The organism is Flavobacterium sp., assembly GCF_041392005.1.
GTDB lineage: Bacteria > Bacteroidota > Bacteroidia > Flavobacteriales > Flavobacteriaceae > Flavobacterium.
This window is the reverse complement of record NZ_JAWKMX010000031.1, coordinates 1-15,557: the sequence shown is the minus strand read 5'-3', so window position 1 is coordinate 15,557 and position 15,557 is coordinate 1. Positions and strand designations below refer to the sequence as shown.

14 protein-coding genes and 1 pseudogene are annotated in these 15,557 nt (G+C 32.0%); 7 read left to right on the top strand and 8 right to left on the bottom strand.

Annotation, left to right across the window (positions count from 1 at the left end):
- From R2808_RS10680 to R2808_RS10645, 8 genes and pseudogenes are all read right to left on the bottom strand, one after another.
- A partial coding sequence (locus R2808_RS10680) for a CinA family nicotinamide mononucleotide deamidase-related protein (protein ID WP_371270999.1) occupies nt 1–1,164 on the bottom strand: 1,164 nt, incomplete at its 3' end.
- A gap of 2 nt (nt 1,165–1,166) precedes the next feature.
- Nucleotides 1,167–1,520, bottom strand: a complete 354-nt coding sequence (locus R2808_RS10675) for a histidine kinase (protein ID WP_371270998.1) — start codon at nt 1,518–1,520, stop codon at nt 1,167–1,169.
- Nucleotide 1,521: 1 nt separating this feature from the next.
- Nucleotides 1,522–2,133: a fumarylacetoacetate hydrolase family protein gene (locus tag R2808_RS10670; RefSeq protein ID WP_371270997.1), complete on the bottom strand. Its 612-nt coding sequence runs from the start codon at nt 2,131–2,133 to the stop codon at nt 1,522–1,524.
- A gap of 73 nt (nt 2,134–2,206) precedes the next feature.
- Nucleotides 2,207–2,980 (bottom strand): exonuclease domain-containing protein, encoded by a 774-nt coding sequence (locus R2808_RS10665; RefSeq protein WP_371270996.1) that lies wholly within the window; start codon nt 2,978–2,980, stop codon nt 2,207–2,209.
- A 212-nt stretch (nt 2,981–3,192) separates the two neighbouring features.
- Nucleotides 3,193–4,527: a dihydrolipoamide acetyltransferase family protein gene (locus R2808_RS10660; protein ID WP_371270995.1), complete on the bottom strand. Its 1,335-nt coding sequence runs from the start codon at nt 4,525–4,527 to the stop codon at nt 3,193–3,195.
- 84 nt (nt 4,528–4,611) lie between these two features.
- Entirely contained in the window at nt 4,612–5,745 is a 1,134-nt protein-coding gene (locus R2808_RS10655) for a glycosyltransferase family 2 protein (protein ID WP_371270994.1), read from the bottom strand.
- A gap of 62 nt (nt 5,746–5,807) precedes the next feature.
- Nucleotides 5,808–8,950, bottom strand: a pseudogene (gene ccsA, locus R2808_RS10650) (cytochrome c biogenesis protein CcsA).
- Nucleotides 8,951–9,047: 97 nt separating this feature from the next.
- Complete coding sequence (locus tag R2808_RS10645) at nt 9,048–9,779, bottom strand: biotin--[acetyl-CoA-carboxylase] ligase (RefSeq protein ID WP_371270993.1); 732 nt, start codon at nt 9,777–9,779, stop codon at nt 9,048–9,050.
- A 98-nt stretch (nt 9,780–9,877) separates the two neighbouring features.
- Between R2808_RS10645 and rsfS the strand changes: the two genes are divergently transcribed.
- The 7 genes from rsfS (at nt 9,878) to R2808_RS10610 (ending at nt 15,437) form a co-directional block, all read left to right on the top strand.
- Complete coding sequence (gene rsfS, locus R2808_RS10640) at nt 9,878–10,243, top strand: ribosome silencing factor (RefSeq protein ID WP_371270992.1); 366 nt, start codon at nt 9,878–9,880, stop codon at nt 10,241–10,243.
- Nucleotides 10,244–10,258: 15 nt separating this feature from the next.
- Nucleotides 10,259–12,229, top strand: a complete 1,971-nt coding sequence (ftsH, locus tag R2808_RS10635; RefSeq protein WP_371270991.1) for an ATP-dependent zinc metalloprotease FtsH — start codon at nt 10,259–10,261, stop codon at nt 12,227–12,229.
- A gap of 97 nt (nt 12,230–12,326) precedes the next feature.
- Nucleotides 12,327–12,920, top strand: coding sequence for an LUD domain-containing protein (locus R2808_RS10630; protein ID WP_371270990.1), 594 nt, complete (start codon nt 12,327–12,329; stop codon nt 12,918–12,920).
- Nucleotide 12,921: 1 nt separating this feature from the next.
- Complete coding sequence (locus tag R2808_RS10625; RefSeq protein ID WP_371270988.1) at nt 12,922–13,737, top strand: phosphatidate cytidylyltransferase; 816 nt, start codon at nt 12,922–12,924, stop codon at nt 13,735–13,737.
- Nucleotides 13,727–14,374 carry a phosphatidylserine decarboxylase family protein gene (locus R2808_RS10620; RefSeq protein ID WP_371270987.1) on the top strand — a complete coding sequence of 216 codons (648 nt, stop codon included), beginning with the start codon at nt 13,727–13,729 and terminating at the stop codon, nt 14,372–14,374. Before R2808_RS10625 ends, R2808_RS10620 begins: the two co-directional genes overlap by 11 nt.
- Nucleotides 14,374–14,676, top strand: coding sequence for an acyl-CoA-binding protein (locus tag R2808_RS10615; RefSeq protein ID WP_371270986.1), 303 nt, complete (start codon nt 14,374–14,376; stop codon nt 14,674–14,676). Before R2808_RS10620 ends, R2808_RS10615 begins: the two co-directional genes overlap by 1 nt.
- Nucleotides 14,673–15,437, top strand: coding sequence for a superoxide dismutase (locus R2808_RS10610; RefSeq protein WP_371270985.1), 765 nt, complete (start codon nt 14,673–14,675; stop codon nt 15,435–15,437). Before R2808_RS10615 ends, R2808_RS10610 begins: the two co-directional genes overlap by 4 nt.
- Nucleotides 15,438–15,557: the final 120 nt, after the last annotated feature.

Genomic DNA, 15,557 nt, shown 5'->3' with positions numbered 1-15,557 from the left:
GTTAAATTCTTCAACAAATACATTATTTTTTATACAAATTGCTATAAACACTGTTCCTATTGCTGCGTTCGAATCGCCTTTATTAGGCCCTGCATTACCTGTTGTAGCAATAGTCACATCTGCTTGTAATAGTTTTTGAACCGACAGTGCCATTGCTGAAGCAACTTGACTACTTACAACCGAATGTTCTTGTATAATTTTTGGTGATATTTTTAAAACATCTTCTTTTACTTGGGTAGCATAACTTACAATACTTCCTTTAAAATACGCAGAAGCGCCCGAAACTGAAGTTAGCATTTCGGCAATTTTTCCACCTGTACAGCTTTCGGCTGTTGCTAATGTTAGGTTTTTTTCTTTTAAAAGTTTCCCTACTATTACTTCTATTGGTTCGCTTTCGTCGTACCCTATAATAATATCGCCTATTAATGGTTTTAACTTCGCTATTTCATTATTCATTGTTTGAGTTAGTTCTTCTTCGTTATTTCCTTTACCCGAAAGACGCAATCGAACTTTGCCAGGGCTTGGTAAATAAGCTAGTTTAATAAAACTCGGTAAATTATTTTCCCATTCTTCTATTTGTTCGGCTATTAAACTTTCGCCTCTACCATAGGTTAGTAGTGTTTTATGAATAATAACAGGGCGAGAAAACTTTTCTCTTAATTTAGGAATAACTTCATTGTCTATTAAAGACTTCATCTCGTATGGAACACCTGGTAATGAAACATAAATAGTGTTTTCTTTTTGCATCCACATACCTGGAGCCGTTCCTAAAGTGTTAAATAGTATTGTAGCTTTAGAAGGAACTAATGCTTGGTCTTTATTAATTTGAGAAATGGGTCGTTTATAAATAGCTTCTATAAGATGGGTTACATGTGCTAAAACCGCTTTATCTTCAACTAAAGCATCGTTAAAAAAATCGCATAGTGTTTTCTTGGTTATATCGTCTTTTGTAGGACCAAGACCTCCAGTTATAACAACAAGCTCTACTTTGTTTTGAAACTGCGAAAGCGTGTGTAAAATTTGTTCTTTATTGTCGGAAATAGAGCACATTTGAAAAACAGAAATTCCAATTTTTTCTAACTCTTTAGCAATATATGCCGAATTAGTATCTGTAATTTGACCAATAAGAATCTCATCGCCAATTGTAATTATTGAAGCATTCATAATTATTCTTGGTCTATTTTAAAATCTTTTTTAAGCTCTTTAATTGCTGAATTTACGTGCTTTTTTAATGATTTATAGGTTTCGGAAATTTCTTTTTTCTTGCCGTTTTTTTTTGCCCATTTCATAATTTCTAAATTTTCTTCAAAGGCTAAATCCATTCCTAACAAATCTAATGAAGGTTTAATTTTATGAGCAGAAGCATATACTTTGTTGTAATCTTTTTCTGAAATACCTGTTTTAATTAAATCTATTTCAATGGGTACTTCTTCTAAAAAAGAACTTACCACTTGCAAAGCAAACTCGTAATCGTTTTCAGAGATTTCATAAATTTTAGCTAAATTGTAATACAGTGCCATGCTATTTTATTTGTAAACTAAATAGTTGTTTACCCTCTATAAAACCTTCTAAAACATCTCCTTCTTTTACTGAAGCAACTCCTTTAGGTGTACCTGTAAAAATAATATCTCCTGTCTTAAGTGTAAAAAACTGAGAAACATAGGCTACCAATTGGTCTATTTTCCATAGCATTAAAGATGAATTCCCTTGCTGAACTACTTGTTTGTTTTTTTGCAACTCAAAGTTAATATTTTCTAAAGAAGCAAAAGAATTCTTCGACAAAAAGCTACCTATTACCGCCGAACCGTCGAATGCTTTAGATTTTTCCCACGGTAAACCTTTACTTTTTAATTCATTTTGCAAGTCGCGAGCTGTAAAATCGATACCCAATCCTATTTCGTCATAATATTTATGTGCAAACTTTGCATCGATGTATTTTCCTACTTTATTTATTTTAACCAAAATTTCAACTTCGTGTTGTACATCATTGCTAAATTCGGGAATAAAAAATGGTGATTGTGTAGGTAAAATAGCCGTATCTGGTTTTAAAAAAATAACTGGCTCAGTTGGTTTTTCATTTTGCAATTCCGAAATATGGTCGGCATAATTTCTACCTATACAGATTATTTTCATTCTTATTTTAGTTATTAGTAATTAGCCAATATACTTTTTACTTTTTACTTTTTACTTTTTACTTTTTACTTTTTTACAATTTTGTGCTCAACTTTCGTAATTTAATAGCTGTGAGTACTTTTTTGGTGTACAAGGGAAAATCAGCATTTTGAATCCAACCAAAATAGCCTGGTTCTTTTTCAAAAACATCTTCAACTAGTGCGCCTTTGTGTTTTCCAAAAGTAAAAATTTCTTGTCCCTCATTATTTAAAGCAATAAAACCAGCAAAATCAACCGATTTTTTACGAGTAGTATATTCTGATAACTTTTTAATATCGTTGTCTAAGTCGTTGTAACGATCGAGTTGCGCTTTTAATATTTCGTACGTCGCATTGGTGTCGGCAGCGGCGCTGTGCGCATTTTCTAAACTTTCGTTACAATAAAATTTATAGGCAGCACTTAGGGTACGTTCTTCTTTTTTATGAAAAATAGTTTGGATATCGACTGAAACTCGGTTTTTCATATCAAAATCTACATCGGCACGCAATAATTCTTCAGCTAAAAGCGGAATATCAAATCGATCGGAATTGAAACCTGCCAAATCGGAATCTTTAATCATTTGATACACTTGAGATGACAATTCTTTAAAAGTAGGCTCGTTGGCAACTTTTTCGTTTGTAATTCCGTGTACTGCTGTGGCGTGTGCTGGAATTGCAATTGTTGGATTGACTAACCAGGTTTTGCTTTCTTTATTACCGTTTGGAAAAATTTTTAATATCGAAATTTCTACAATTCTATCTTTAGCAACATCAATTCCGGTGGTTTCAAGGTCAAAAAAGCAGATTGGGCGTGTAAGATTTAATTCCATTTTTATAGGTTTTGGATTACAAATATAGTTATTCTAATATTTTTTTTGAAATGATTTAATTGATTTCTGCCCCGATTGAAGCGAGCTACCGTGTAGCGCGAAAAGCGGGACTAAGGTTGAGTAAATCGCTTGATGTGTGCAGCCTTATTAAAAAAACCACGCCGAAACGTGGTTTGTATTTTATATCCTGAAATAAATTCAGGATGACAATGCTATATTTCTCGATTAACGTCCCAAGCTTCGAGGTATTCGGCAACACGTTTCACGAAACTACCGCCCAAAGCACCATCAACTACACGGTGATCGTAAGAATGTGACAGGAACATTTTTTGACGTATGCCTATGAAATCGCCTTCTGGTGTTTCGATAACCGCAGGCACTTTACGAATAGCGCCTAATGCTAATATTCCCACTTGTGGCTGGTTGATAATTGGTGTTCCGAAAACTGAACCGAATGTACCCACATTGGTTACGGTATACGTTCCACCTTGAGTATCGTCGGGTTTTAATTTTCCGTTGCGAGCACGGTTTGCCAAGTCATTCACTTGTTTTGCCATTCCCACTAGATTGAGTTGGTCAGCATTTTTGATTACCGGAACAATTAAATTTCCGTTAGGCAATGCCGCTGCCATTCCTAAGTTGATATTTTTCTTTTTGATGATATAATCGCCATCGACTTGAATATTCATCATTGGGAAATCTTTTAAGGCTTTAGCAACCACTTCCATAAATATTGGTGTAAAGGTTAATTTTTCGCCTTCGCGTTTTTCGAAAGCATTTTTAACTTTATCACGCCATTTTACAATATTGGTTACATCTACTTCAATAAACGATTGTACGTGAGCCGAAGTTTGCACCGACTCTACCATATACTTGGAAATAAGCTTACGCATACGATCCATTTCAACAATTTCGTCTTCTCCGTTAACTGAAACAGGAGCTGTTTTAGTTTCAGGTTTAATGTTTAATGTTTCTGTAGCTTGTGGAGTTACAACTGTTGCCGACTGTACACTTGCAACTGGTGACTGAACATTTGGCTGATTTCCTCTATTTTTAATATATTCTAATATATCTTCTTTGGTTACTCTACCATCTTTTCCGCTACCTTTTATAGCTTCCAATTCGGCAAGAGAAACACCTTCTTCTTTGGCAATATTTTTCACTAATGGAGAAAAGAATTTATCAGAATTTGAAAAATCGGGAGCTGAAGCCACTTCTTTGGCGGTATCTACAGTTTTTTGAATTTCGGTTACTGCTGGAGATTTTTCTGGTGTTGCTACAACTGGTGTTGTTGTTGCACTACCTCCTTCGGTTTCGATTATAGCTAGTGTTTGCCCAACTTGCACCACATCATTAACTTGAAAAAGAATTTCGGTAAGCGTTCCAGAAACTTCACTTGGTACTTCGCTATCTACTTTATCGGTTGCAATTTCAAGAACGGCTTCATCTTGTGTAATGGTATCACCTACTTTTTTTAGCCAGTTGGTTATGGTTGCTTCTGCAACACTTTCGCCCATTTTGGGTAATTTTAATTCGAACTTTGCCATATTTTTAACTCAAGTTGTGTTTATTTGTTATGGATTGCAAAAATACTAAATTTTAGTAGCTTTTATAAAGAAATATTTAATTTTTTATATCGTAATAATTTCTCCTCTATCGTTTGAGTTATAGCTACCAATTAAAAATTTTGATGATGGAAAATAATTCTTGAAACTAATATTTGGCGCTGCATTATTTTCCATAAATGCGATAATATCAGAATAACAACAATCTTCTACATTAAATAGAATTTGAATCGTTTTATTTTTTGTTAATGAAATGGCATCAATAGTAGCTACATATTCTACCGGAATTGTAGTTGACCAATCTATTTTACTTTTAGAAACAATGATGTATTTTTCAATTTTTGGTTTTAATGCTTTTTGTTGTGATTTTTTGAAAAATGAAAATATAAATGCACCCAATTGCATCATTTTATCAAAAAACCAGGATTTTTTAAAATGTTTTCCATAGAAATAATTCATGGCTTCTTGAAAACGCTTCATATACAATCCATCGCGAATGGTGCTTTCTCCCTTATAATGAATTACTGTTGTATCGGCAAAATAATAATTTTTTTTACCTAATTTTTGCACCAAATAACTTAAATCAATATCATCAGAATACATAAAACAATTTTCATCGAAACCGTCAACTTTTAAATAAAGTTCACGTTGCATCAACATAAATGCTCCTACTAAGATATCTACTTCACCCGATTGATTACTGTTTAAGTGCATGGCATAATATTGATTGAACCATGAAAATTTTGGAAAAATTTTATACAAACCAAATATTTTGGTAAAAGCTACCCAAGGCGTTGGCACACCTCGTTTACTTTCGGGAAGAAAATTTCCAGCACCATCAATTAATTTACAACCAATGATTCCGACTTGTGAATTGCGAATTGCTACATTCGACTTCAAAATCTTTGTAAACGTATCTTCTGCAACAACAGTATCTGGATTTAATATGCAAATGAAATCGCCTTTTGCTTGCGCTACACCTATATTATTTCCTTTTGGAAAACCTAAATTTTCTTTATTTTCAATTAAAATTACATTCGGAAATTTCTCTCGAATCATCAAGCAACTATCATCAGACGAGGCGTTGTCAACAACAATTATTTCAGCATCAATATTTTGCAAAGCCTTTTGAACACTCAATACACATTGCTCTAAAAAATAGCGCACGTTATAATTGAGTATGATTACGGAAAGTTGCATTTGTACTACGTCTATTACTTGTCAAACCTCAAAGGTTTTGAAAACCTTTGAGGTTTGACAATTTACTTCTTTAAATATTTTTTGTATTTTAAATAAGAAAATAAAGATAAAACAATTAATAATCCAACAGAAATATATACAAAAGAAGGTGTTACTATTTTTTCGCCACTAGCATACGAATGCATACCCGTTAAATAAAAGTTAACTCCAAAATAGGTCATTAAAATAGAATAAAAAGCAAAAATACTCATAACATTAAATATCCAACGACCTCGTAAACCTGGCACCAAACGTGCATGAATTACGAACGCATATACCATAATGCTTATTAAAGCCCAAGTTTCTTTTGGATCCCAACCCCAATAGCGTCCCCAACTTTCATTAGCCCATTGTCCGCCTAAAAAGTTACCAATTGTAAGCATTACCAACCCAACGGTTAGAGCCATTTCGTTTATATAACTTAGTTCGTCAATTGCTAATTTAAGTCGTGTTTTATTATTTTCATTAACAAACAACATCAAAAACAAAGTAACAACTCCTAAAATCATACCTAATGTAAACGGCCCGTAACTGGCAACTATTACCGCTACGTGTATCATTAACCAATACGAATTTAATACAGGTTGTAAGTTTGCTATAGCTGGATCCATCCAGTTCCAATGAGCAATCATTAAAATCATTGCCACCACAAAAGCAGTTGATGCGGCAGTTAATTTTGATTTCCAACCAAAATACATTCCAAAAAACATAGTTGCCCAAGCCACATATATCATACTTTCGTAGGCATCACTCCAAGGTGCATGACCTGAAACATACCAGCGTGCTAGCAATCCTAATGTATGTAAAACGTATAAAAATAAAAGTACACCATACAAAAAGTTAACCGAATATTTTAAATATTTTGATTTCGAAAATAATTGAACGATAGCTAAAATTAGCATTAATACGCCAGCATATAAATACCATGAGAAAAGCTTTTTAAATATATCGTATTTATTATATAAAACTTCTGTATTTATTTGTCTTTCAGATGGCATTACTTTTGCGCCAAATTTTTCTTGATAACGTTTTAAACCAATTAGCAACGAATCGGGTAAATTGTAATTTTCAGTTTCAGATGCTTTAGTTACAGCATCAAGGTAAATTGGCATTAAATTTTTGATGGTATCTAAAGCAGTTCCTGTAGGTTCGCTAACTTCTAAAAAAGAAACCCATTTGTTATTTTTATCGTTAGGAATCGGATATACTTTCAAAATTTCGCCACTAATTGCACTATACATTAAGTTTACACGCATATCGGCTTCTTTAAAATCTTTTTGAAACTGATTGGGCATATTTGTTCGATAAGCTTCATCTAAGTACGGTGCTAATTTATAATTTCCTTTTTCATCAAAAAAGTTAAGTAGCGAAGCATATTTCTCTTTTTTATCAATACCAATAATTTTGCGAATACTATCGTTTCCTCGCTTTAAATAAATAATTGGTAAATTGTACCAATACTGCCCAAATTGCGTCATTGAAAGTAAAACCTGATCGGAGTTCATTCCTTCGTAAGTATCGCTTTTTGAAACCTTACGCAATAACTCAGATGAAAACGTATTAATAGGCTTCATACGACCTCCCTGATCTTGAATGACTATATGTCCAAATTTATCGGCGTGTTCTTCTGAAACTTTATGCTTTTGAAGAAATTCGATTACTTTTTCAGGAGATGGAGTCTCATTTTCATGATTTCCTTCGTGTTGACTAAAACCTAGCAAAGAAGAAAAAAGAAAAGCTACTACTAAAGTTTTTTTCTTTAATTCGATCTTATTTATTTTCTCTTTTAACTGACCAAAACGCGATTTTTTAGCAAATAAAATCCACATTAAACCAATATACAATAAAAAGTAACCTATATACGTAATATTTGTTCCCCACCAATCATGATTTACAGACAATTGCGTTCCTTTTTCATCGGGATCAAAACCTGCTTGAAAAAATCGATAACCGCTATAATCTAAAATATGATTCATAAACACACTATCCGTTTTGCAATATTTTGTTCTTTATCTTGTAATTTGAAAATTGATTTATAAGCTGAATAACTTTTTTCTGTTCCAGGGTATTTATCGGCAATAAAATCGTTAAGTTTAATAGCTATAGGTAGTTCATAAATTTTACTACCAAAAAACATGGTAAATTCTAAATTGCCTACTTTAACTGTTTTAGGTTCGCCACGCATACCTTTTCCACCCATAGCCGTAATTTTTTCTTGTTTCCCTTGTGAAGAAATGGTAACGGTTAAAGCATCTTTTGTACTTTTATCTTGATAATTATTATTCGATTTTAAAACAATATTACCTTTAATTGCGGGTTCTGGAAATACAAATTGCGTTCCCGCTAAACTATACAACGAACGTAAGTTTAATGGTTGTAAAGAATCTTTAACTACTGCTCCTTTTAATTGGTCTGCCATTCGCATAAAATTTCCTTCAAATGGTGTTTGTATAAAATAAGCACCTTCAAGTTCGGAAATATTAATTGCGCCTGGTGTAAACTTATTAAATGCAAATAATACGTTGTGAATATTTTGAACTTCGCCTGCTTTTAAATAATGCTCGTGACGCGAACCATCACCCGATTCTACCATTTTTAAAAATAGTGTTCCGTTTTCATTTGGTTCAATCTCTTCAACAGCATTCATTATATAGTTATCGTGCGTAACTTTAAACGGAATTGTATTAAAATTGCCTTTTATTCTAAAATTATTCGATGCTATTGGTGCAAAATACTGTTGGTGTTCAAAGGTTCTTCTCATTTGTTGCCCCTGATATTCGCCATCTACTAAAACAGTAACAAACGTCTTATCCGAATACATTAAATTTGTTGTTTCGCCTTCGCGAATTGGCATTATACCTTCATAACTAATATAGCGTGTTATACCAGCCCCTACAATAATAAAAATGAATGATAAATGTAAAAGTAATGTCGCCCAATTTTCCTTTTTAAAAAGTTGATAGCGTTTAATGTTTCCTATAAAGTTGATAACAAAAAGCACCATAATGGTTTCAAACCACCAAGCATTATAAATGTAAATACGTGCTGTTTCAGTATTATATTCGCTTTCTACAAATGTACCTATTGCCATTGCAACAGCAAATAGAACAAATAAAACAGCCATTAAACGAGTTGAAAAAAGAAAGGAAATTATTTTCTTATCCATCGGATTTGAGTTGAAAAATTAAAAACTTCACAAAGGTACTTAAATTGAAAAACTTTTAACGGCTTTTAACAAACCTTTACTAATCTTTTAAAAATAGTTAATAACAATATGTAATTTCTTTAGTAGAAAATGTTTTTTCAATGCCCGAATCTAACTTAACAACTAATTTTCCATTACTATTTACTTTTGTTATAGTGCCCCAAAAGCGATTTCCCTCTTTATCTTTAAAAACAGAAAGAATATCTTTTTGAAATAAATAATTGTGGTATAAATTCCAAAAATAAGCGTCGTTTTTTACGGTTAATAAATTGTAGTTGTTTTTAATTTGATTCGCAATAGCAATAAGCAAACTATCACAATCAATAGTTTTTCCTGTTAATAATGCTAAACTTGATGCGTTTGGCAAATTATCAAATACTAGCTGGTTTACATTTAAGCCAATCCCAATTATTGCCGAAATTTGATTTGTCGATTTAAAACTGGTTTCTATAAGTATGCCAGCTATTTTTTTGTTTTCTGCCAAAATGTCGTTTGGCCATTTTATCTTTAATTCGGGTACATTAAATTTAGACATTGCTTGTATTATACTTAACGGAACAATTACTGATAGCATAATTAAATTAATCTTTACAGGGTCTATAGCATTAATTAACAAACTAAAAGTGAGGTTTTTACCCGATTCTGATTGCCATACACTACCCTGTTGCCCTTTGCCATTAAACTGATTATCGGTTTGCACAATTGTAAAATTTTCGAGCTTTTGTGTAACTGCCAATTCTTTTAAAAATAAGTTCGTTGAGGGTGTGGCACTAAGTTTGATAATATTCATAGTCTAAACTATTGACTAAATTTATGCAATTAATCTTTTGTTAAGGTTCAAAAATAAAAACAAAAAGTGATAACTTTGCAAAAACTCAAATTTTTTAAATGACAAAAAATATAGTAAGCACTGATGATTTATTATCTTTAATAATAAAAGGAATTGAAGATGTTAAAGGTGCAGATATTCAAATTTTAGACCTACGAGAAATAGAAAATACCGTTTGCGATTATTTCATTATCTGTAATGGTAACTCGAACACACAAGTAGTGGCAATTGCAAATTCCATTCAAAAAGTTGTTTCAAAAGAATTAAAAGAAAAACCTTGGCATATAGAAGGAACCGAAAATGCCGAATGGGTACTTATTGACTATGTAAACATTGTAGTTCACGTTTTTCAAAAACACATTAGAGAGTATTACAACATCGAAAGTTTATGGGGCGATGCAAAAATTACAACCCTATCAACTTAATTATTATAATTATATATGGCTGCAAACAAAAAAGATAACACACCAAAATTTAAAATTTCTTCAGGATTAGTATATGGCGTATTTATTGCTATGTTTTTAGCAATTATGCTTTTTGGTGGTAATGGTTTCGACTTTAACACTCCAAGGCCCACTAGTCTTTCAAAATTTTATCAATATATCGATTCTAATCAGGTAGAAAAAGTTGTATTTACAAATGCACGCGCAAATATTTACTTAAAAGAATCGGCATTACAATCGGAAACTCATAAAAAAGTAAAAAAAGATGTATTTGGTAAAGAAAATACTCGAGGACCACAATACTATACCGAAATAGGGAATACCGAAATTTTTGAAAAAAACCTTCAAGAAGCACAACAAAAAGGGTTAATAAACGATTTTGAAAAAGAACCCGATAGCATTTGGGGCGAAATATTACCAACACTTTTATTTTTCGGGCTATTAGTGTTATTTTGGGTATTTATGATGCGTAGAATGTCTGGCGGTGCTGGTGGCGGTGGCGGACAAATTTTCAACATTGGAAAATCGCGTGCCAAATTATTCGATGAAAAAAATGATGTAAAAGTTACTTTCGAAAATGTTGCCGGTTTAGAGGGTGCAAAAGAAGAAATACAAGAAATAGTAGAGTTTTTAAAAAACCCTCAAAAATATACCGAAATTGGTGGTAAAATACCAAAAGGAGCCTTATTAGTTGGCGCACCCGGAACAGGTAAAACACTATTAGCTAAAGCTGTAGCTGGCGAAGCAAAAGTTCCGTTTTTCTCGCTTTCGGGTTCCGATTTTGTGGAAATGTTTGTAGGAGTTGGTGCTTCACGCGTTCGCGATTTGTTTAAACAAGCAAAAGAAAAATCGCCTTCTATTATTTTTATTGATGAAATAGACGCTGTTGGTCGTGCTCGAGGAAAAAACAATATGACAGGCGCTAACGATGAACGCGAAAATACACTAAACCAGTTGTTAACCGAAATGGACGGTTTTGGCAGTAATACAAATGTAATTGTTTTAGCCGCAACAAATAGAGCCGATGTTCTAGACAAAGCACTTCTTCGTCCAGGTCGTTTTGATCGTCAAATTTATGTAGATTTACCAGATGTTAAAGAACGAAAAGAAATTTTTGAAGTACATTTAAAACCTATAAAAAAAGCAGAAGAACTCGATACCGACTTTTTAGCCAAACAAACGCCTGGTTTTTCAGGTGCCGATATTGCTAATGTGTGTAACGAAGCAGCATTAATTGCAGCACGTAATGGCAAAAAAGCAGTTGATAAACAAGACTTTTTAGATGCTGTAGATAGAATTATTGGCGGACTAGAAAAGAAAAATAAAATAGTAACACCCGAAGAAAAACGTGCTATTGCTATTCACGAGGCTGGTCATGCAATTGTTAGTTGGATGCTCGAACACGCTGCTCCATTAGTAAAAGTTACCATTGTGCCAAGAGGTCAAAGTTTGGGTGCCGCTTGGTATTTACCAGAAGAACGCTTAATTGTTCGCCCAGAGCAAATGCTTGACGAAATGTGTGCTACCATGGGTGGTAGAGCTGCCGAAAAAGTAATTTTCAATAAAATTTCGACAGGTGCATTAAGCGATTTAGAAAAAGTTACCAAACAAGCACGGGCTATGGTTACTATTTACGGGCTAAATGATAAACTTGGTAATATTACTTATTACGATTCTAGCGGACAAAGCGAGTATAGTTTTTCAAAACCGTATTCTGAAGAAACCGCACAGATAATTGATAAAGAAATTTCGGAATTAATTGAAAAACAATACATTAGAGCTATTGAAATTTTAGAAAAGAACAAAGAAAAATTAGTGCAATTAGCCGATATTTTAATAGAAAAAGAAGTAATTTTTAAAGACGATTTAGAAACTATTTTTGGAAAACGACCTTTTGAAAAAACAGAAGAAATAGTAGTTGAAGAGCAAGTTGTAGAAAAACCAAATAACGCTTTAGAAAACAACTAAATATAAAATAGTTTATAGTTTATTAAAAACTTAATTTTTATTGCAATAAAAATTAAGTTTTTTTTTATATATTTGGCTCTATTACACATTAATTTTAATGAATTTATTTAAGCAACTTTTTGGGAAAAACAAAAAAAATGATGATGCTGAAAATACGGAAAGCCCGTATATGCCAGACAAAAATATTCCCGTAGATGAAATGTTTATGCAAAACTTTATCAAAAATGGTGGTAAATTTGTGTATTGTATTTCATTAGCAGAAATTGCAGAAAATTTTATTAACATACTAGAAGAAAACGATTGGTTCGAAAAAGAAGCCATTTGCTTTGATAACAGATTAACCTATCTTTTAGATGAAAATAAAATTACATATAAAACTACTGAAAATCCTACGTTTTTATTATGCTCGTGTGAAAACCTAATTGCCGACAAAGGCTCAATATTATTTTCGTCTAACCAATTAAAAGAATTTAAGATGGACGAAATTCCAAAAAATCTTATTGTTTACGCCACAACAAGTCAGCTTGTAAATAGCAAAGGCGATGGTTTGCGTACTATAAATAGAAAATACACAAATCGTCCTACTAATATTACCACAATTACACTTTACAAAGAACCTAACGAGGAAGATTTTTTGCAATACGGAAGTACATATAAAAACCTATATTTGCTCTTGTTAGAAGATTTATAAAATGAATGAAACTTTAAAAAGAGCTATTTCAGGAGCTGTTTACGTAGTATTACTTATAAGTTGTATTTATTATTCATACGATAGTTTCTTTATTTTATTTGGCTTGTTTTTAGCTTTAGCGGCCTACGAATTTTCTAAATTGGTAAATTTAAACAAATGGTTTGCCCTACTAGCTGCAATAAGTTTATATTCATTTTTTTACAATTCTAAGTATTACCTAGTTTACGATAAATTTATTACTGGTTTTACAATTAGTGTTTCCTTGCTATTAGTGTATTTTTTATTTAGTAAAAAACCAACTATTCCGTTTTCAAATTATCTAAAATATGTGGCATTACTAGGCTACATAATTTTTCCATTTATAATTATTACGAAAGTTCCTATTGGCGATAAAGGATATAATCCTAAAATTTTAATTAGTATATTTATTTTAATTTGGACAAACGACACCTTTGCTTATTTGGTTGGTAAAAACATAGGAAAACACAAATTATTACCCTCAATTTCACCTAAAAAAACAATAGAAGGTTTTGTAGGCGGCTTATTTTTCACTATTATTTCAGGTTATTTATTGGCAAAAAACTATATTAACATTCGCGAATCCAATTTGTATATGTGGCTTATTATTGCAGTTATTGTTAGCATATTCAGCACATTAGGCGATTTAATAGAATCAAAATTTAAACGAATGGCAGGCGTAAAAGACAGCGGAAACATTATGCCTGGCCATGGCGGTATTTTAGATCGGTTAGATAGTATTATATTTGTTGTTCCTTTCATATATTTGTTTTATTTAATTTTATATTATGTTTCATAAAGAAGGTGCTAAATCTATTTTTATTGCGTTAGTTATTGCTTCGGCAATTATTATAGCTAGCGATTTTATTGCAATTAATTGGTTGCGAATTGTATTAATTTGCATTGCTATTTTTGTTTTAGTAATTGTATTGCAGTTTTTTAGAAACCCGAAACGAGAAGTTGAAAATAGCGATAATCATATACTAGCGCCTGTAGATGGAAAAGTTGTTGTAATTGAAGAAGTTTACGAACCCGAATATTTCAAAGACAAGCGTTTAATGGTTTCTATTTTTATGTCGCCTTTAAACGTTCACGTTACGCGTTATGCGGTAAATGGTGTTGTAAAATACAGTAAATATCACCCAGGCAAATATTTAGTAGCTTGGCATCCTAAAGCTAGCGAAGAAAACGAACGTACTACTATAGTAATTAATAACCGTATTTTTGGAGAAATTATGTACCGCCAAGTAGCGGGCGCTTTAGCACGTAGAATTGTAAACTATGCCCAAGAAGGTATGCGTGTTATTCAAGGAAAAGATGCTGGTTTTATAAAATTTGGTTCACGTGTAGATATTTTTTTACCTTTAGGAACTGAAATTGATGTAGAATTAAACCAAAAAGCAATTGGTGCTAAAACTGTTATTTGTAAAAAATAATGACTGAAAAAGAATTAGATATATTATTTGATCAAGCATTTGAAAACGCTAATTTAGTTCCTAAAGAATCGGTTCCGCCAAATGTTCAATTAGTATTATATAGTTTATACAAACATGCTACTTCTAGCCGATTATCTTCATTAAACCAAAGTTTTGAACAAAACGATTTAGGAGAAGAACTCATAAATGCTTTTAAATTAAATGCCTTAATGCAAGTAAAACATTTAAGCATTAACGAAGCTAAACAACAGTATATCGATATTATTAATGGATTAATGAAAGAACGAAACATTAAACCATGAAAACTACTTTTTATTTTCTTGCAATTGCCTTTTTAACGCTGCTTGTATCTTGTAAAGAAGATACTAATTTAGTGGAAGTTAAAATTCCAGAACCCGAAGTTAAAGTTTCGCATGAATTTTCTAATCCAAACGATTATAAAGCAACTGGAAAACCTTTTAAATTATACGCATTACCTTTTCGATTCGATTCGATAAGCCAACCCATTGGTGGCAAAAATTTAGAATATCATTATGCAAAAGTATATTTAAACTACGCAAATAAACTTAATACATTAATTGAAGAAAAACAGTGGACAGATAAAACCATTACTCAAATTTGTACCGAAGTTAAAGCCGAAGATGTTGCTTTAAAAAATAATGCTGGAGGCTTTTACAACCATACCCTTTATTTTGAAATATTAACGCCAAAGTTAAACACTCAACCATCAGACACTTTAAAAACGGCTCTTGTAGATACTTTTGGTTCTGTTGCAAATTTTAAAACTAGTTTTACTAAAACAGCGTTATCGTCATTTGGCTCAAACTGGGTTTGGTTACTTGTAACTAAAAATAAAAAACTAGAAATTGTAACTACTACAAACGAAAATAATCCGTTAATGGTAGATGCAACAAGCAAAGGCAAGCCTTTAATTGCTCTAGATGTTTGGGAACACGCTTACCTAAACAATTACCAAAATAATAAGAAAGAATATATAGATTGTTTCTTAAAACACTTAAATTGGGATTTAATTTCTGAACGCTATCAAAACCTAATTGAATAATTATATTTTCTAAAATTTGCAATAAAAAAGCCTTTAGAATTTAACTTTCTAAAGGCTTTTTTATGTTTACGCTTAATTGCTTAATCAATAGCAGCATTTCCTACAAAGAAAAGTACTAAC

Excerpts from the sequence above, each read along its gene's own strand:
- R2808_RS10675 (WP_371270998.1), bottom strand. The coding sequence starts at position 1,520 with ATGGCACTGTATTACAATTTAGCTAAAATTTATGAAATCTCTGAAAAC.
- R2808_RS10670 (WP_371270997.1), bottom strand. The coding sequence starts at position 2,133 with ATGAAAATAATCTGTATAGGTAGAAATTATGCCGACCATATTTCGGAA.
- R2808_RS10665 (WP_371270996.1), bottom strand. The coding sequence starts at position 2,980 with ATGGAATTAAATCTTACACGCCCAATCTGCTTTTTTGACCTTGAAACC.
- R2808_RS10660 (WP_371270995.1), bottom strand. The coding sequence starts at position 4,527 with ATGGCAAAGTTCGAATTAAAATTACCCAAAATGGGCGAAAGTGTTGCA.
- R2808_RS10655 (WP_371270994.1), bottom strand. The coding sequence starts at position 5,745 with ATGCAACTTTCCGTAATCATACTCAATTATAACGTGCGCTATTTTTTA.
- R2808_RS10645 (WP_371270993.1), bottom strand. The coding sequence starts at position 9,779 with ATGAATATTATCAAACTTAGTGCCACACCCTCAACGAACTTATTTTTA.
- rsfS (WP_371270992.1), top strand. The coding sequence starts at position 9,878 with ATGACAAAAAATATAGTAAGCACTGATGATTTATTATCTTTAATAATA.
- ftsH (WP_371270991.1), top strand. The coding sequence starts at position 10,259 with ATGGCTGCAAACAAAAAAGATAACACACCAAAATTTAAAATTTCTTCA.
- R2808_RS10630 (WP_371270990.1), top strand. The coding sequence starts at position 12,327 with ATGAATTTATTTAAGCAACTTTTTGGGAAAAACAAAAAAAATGATGAT.
- R2808_RS10625 (WP_371270988.1), top strand. The coding sequence starts at position 12,922 with ATGAATGAAACTTTAAAAAGAGCTATTTCAGGAGCTGTTTACGTAGTA.
- R2808_RS10620 (WP_371270987.1), top strand. The coding sequence starts at position 13,727 with ATGTTTCATAAAGAAGGTGCTAAATCTATTTTTATTGCGTTAGTTATT.
- R2808_RS10615 (WP_371270986.1), top strand. The coding sequence starts at position 14,374 with ATGACTGAAAAAGAATTAGATATATTATTTGATCAAGCATTTGAAAAC.
- R2808_RS10610 (WP_371270985.1), top strand. The coding sequence starts at position 14,673 with ATGAAAACTACTTTTTATTTTCTTGCAATTGCCTTTTTAACGCTGCTT.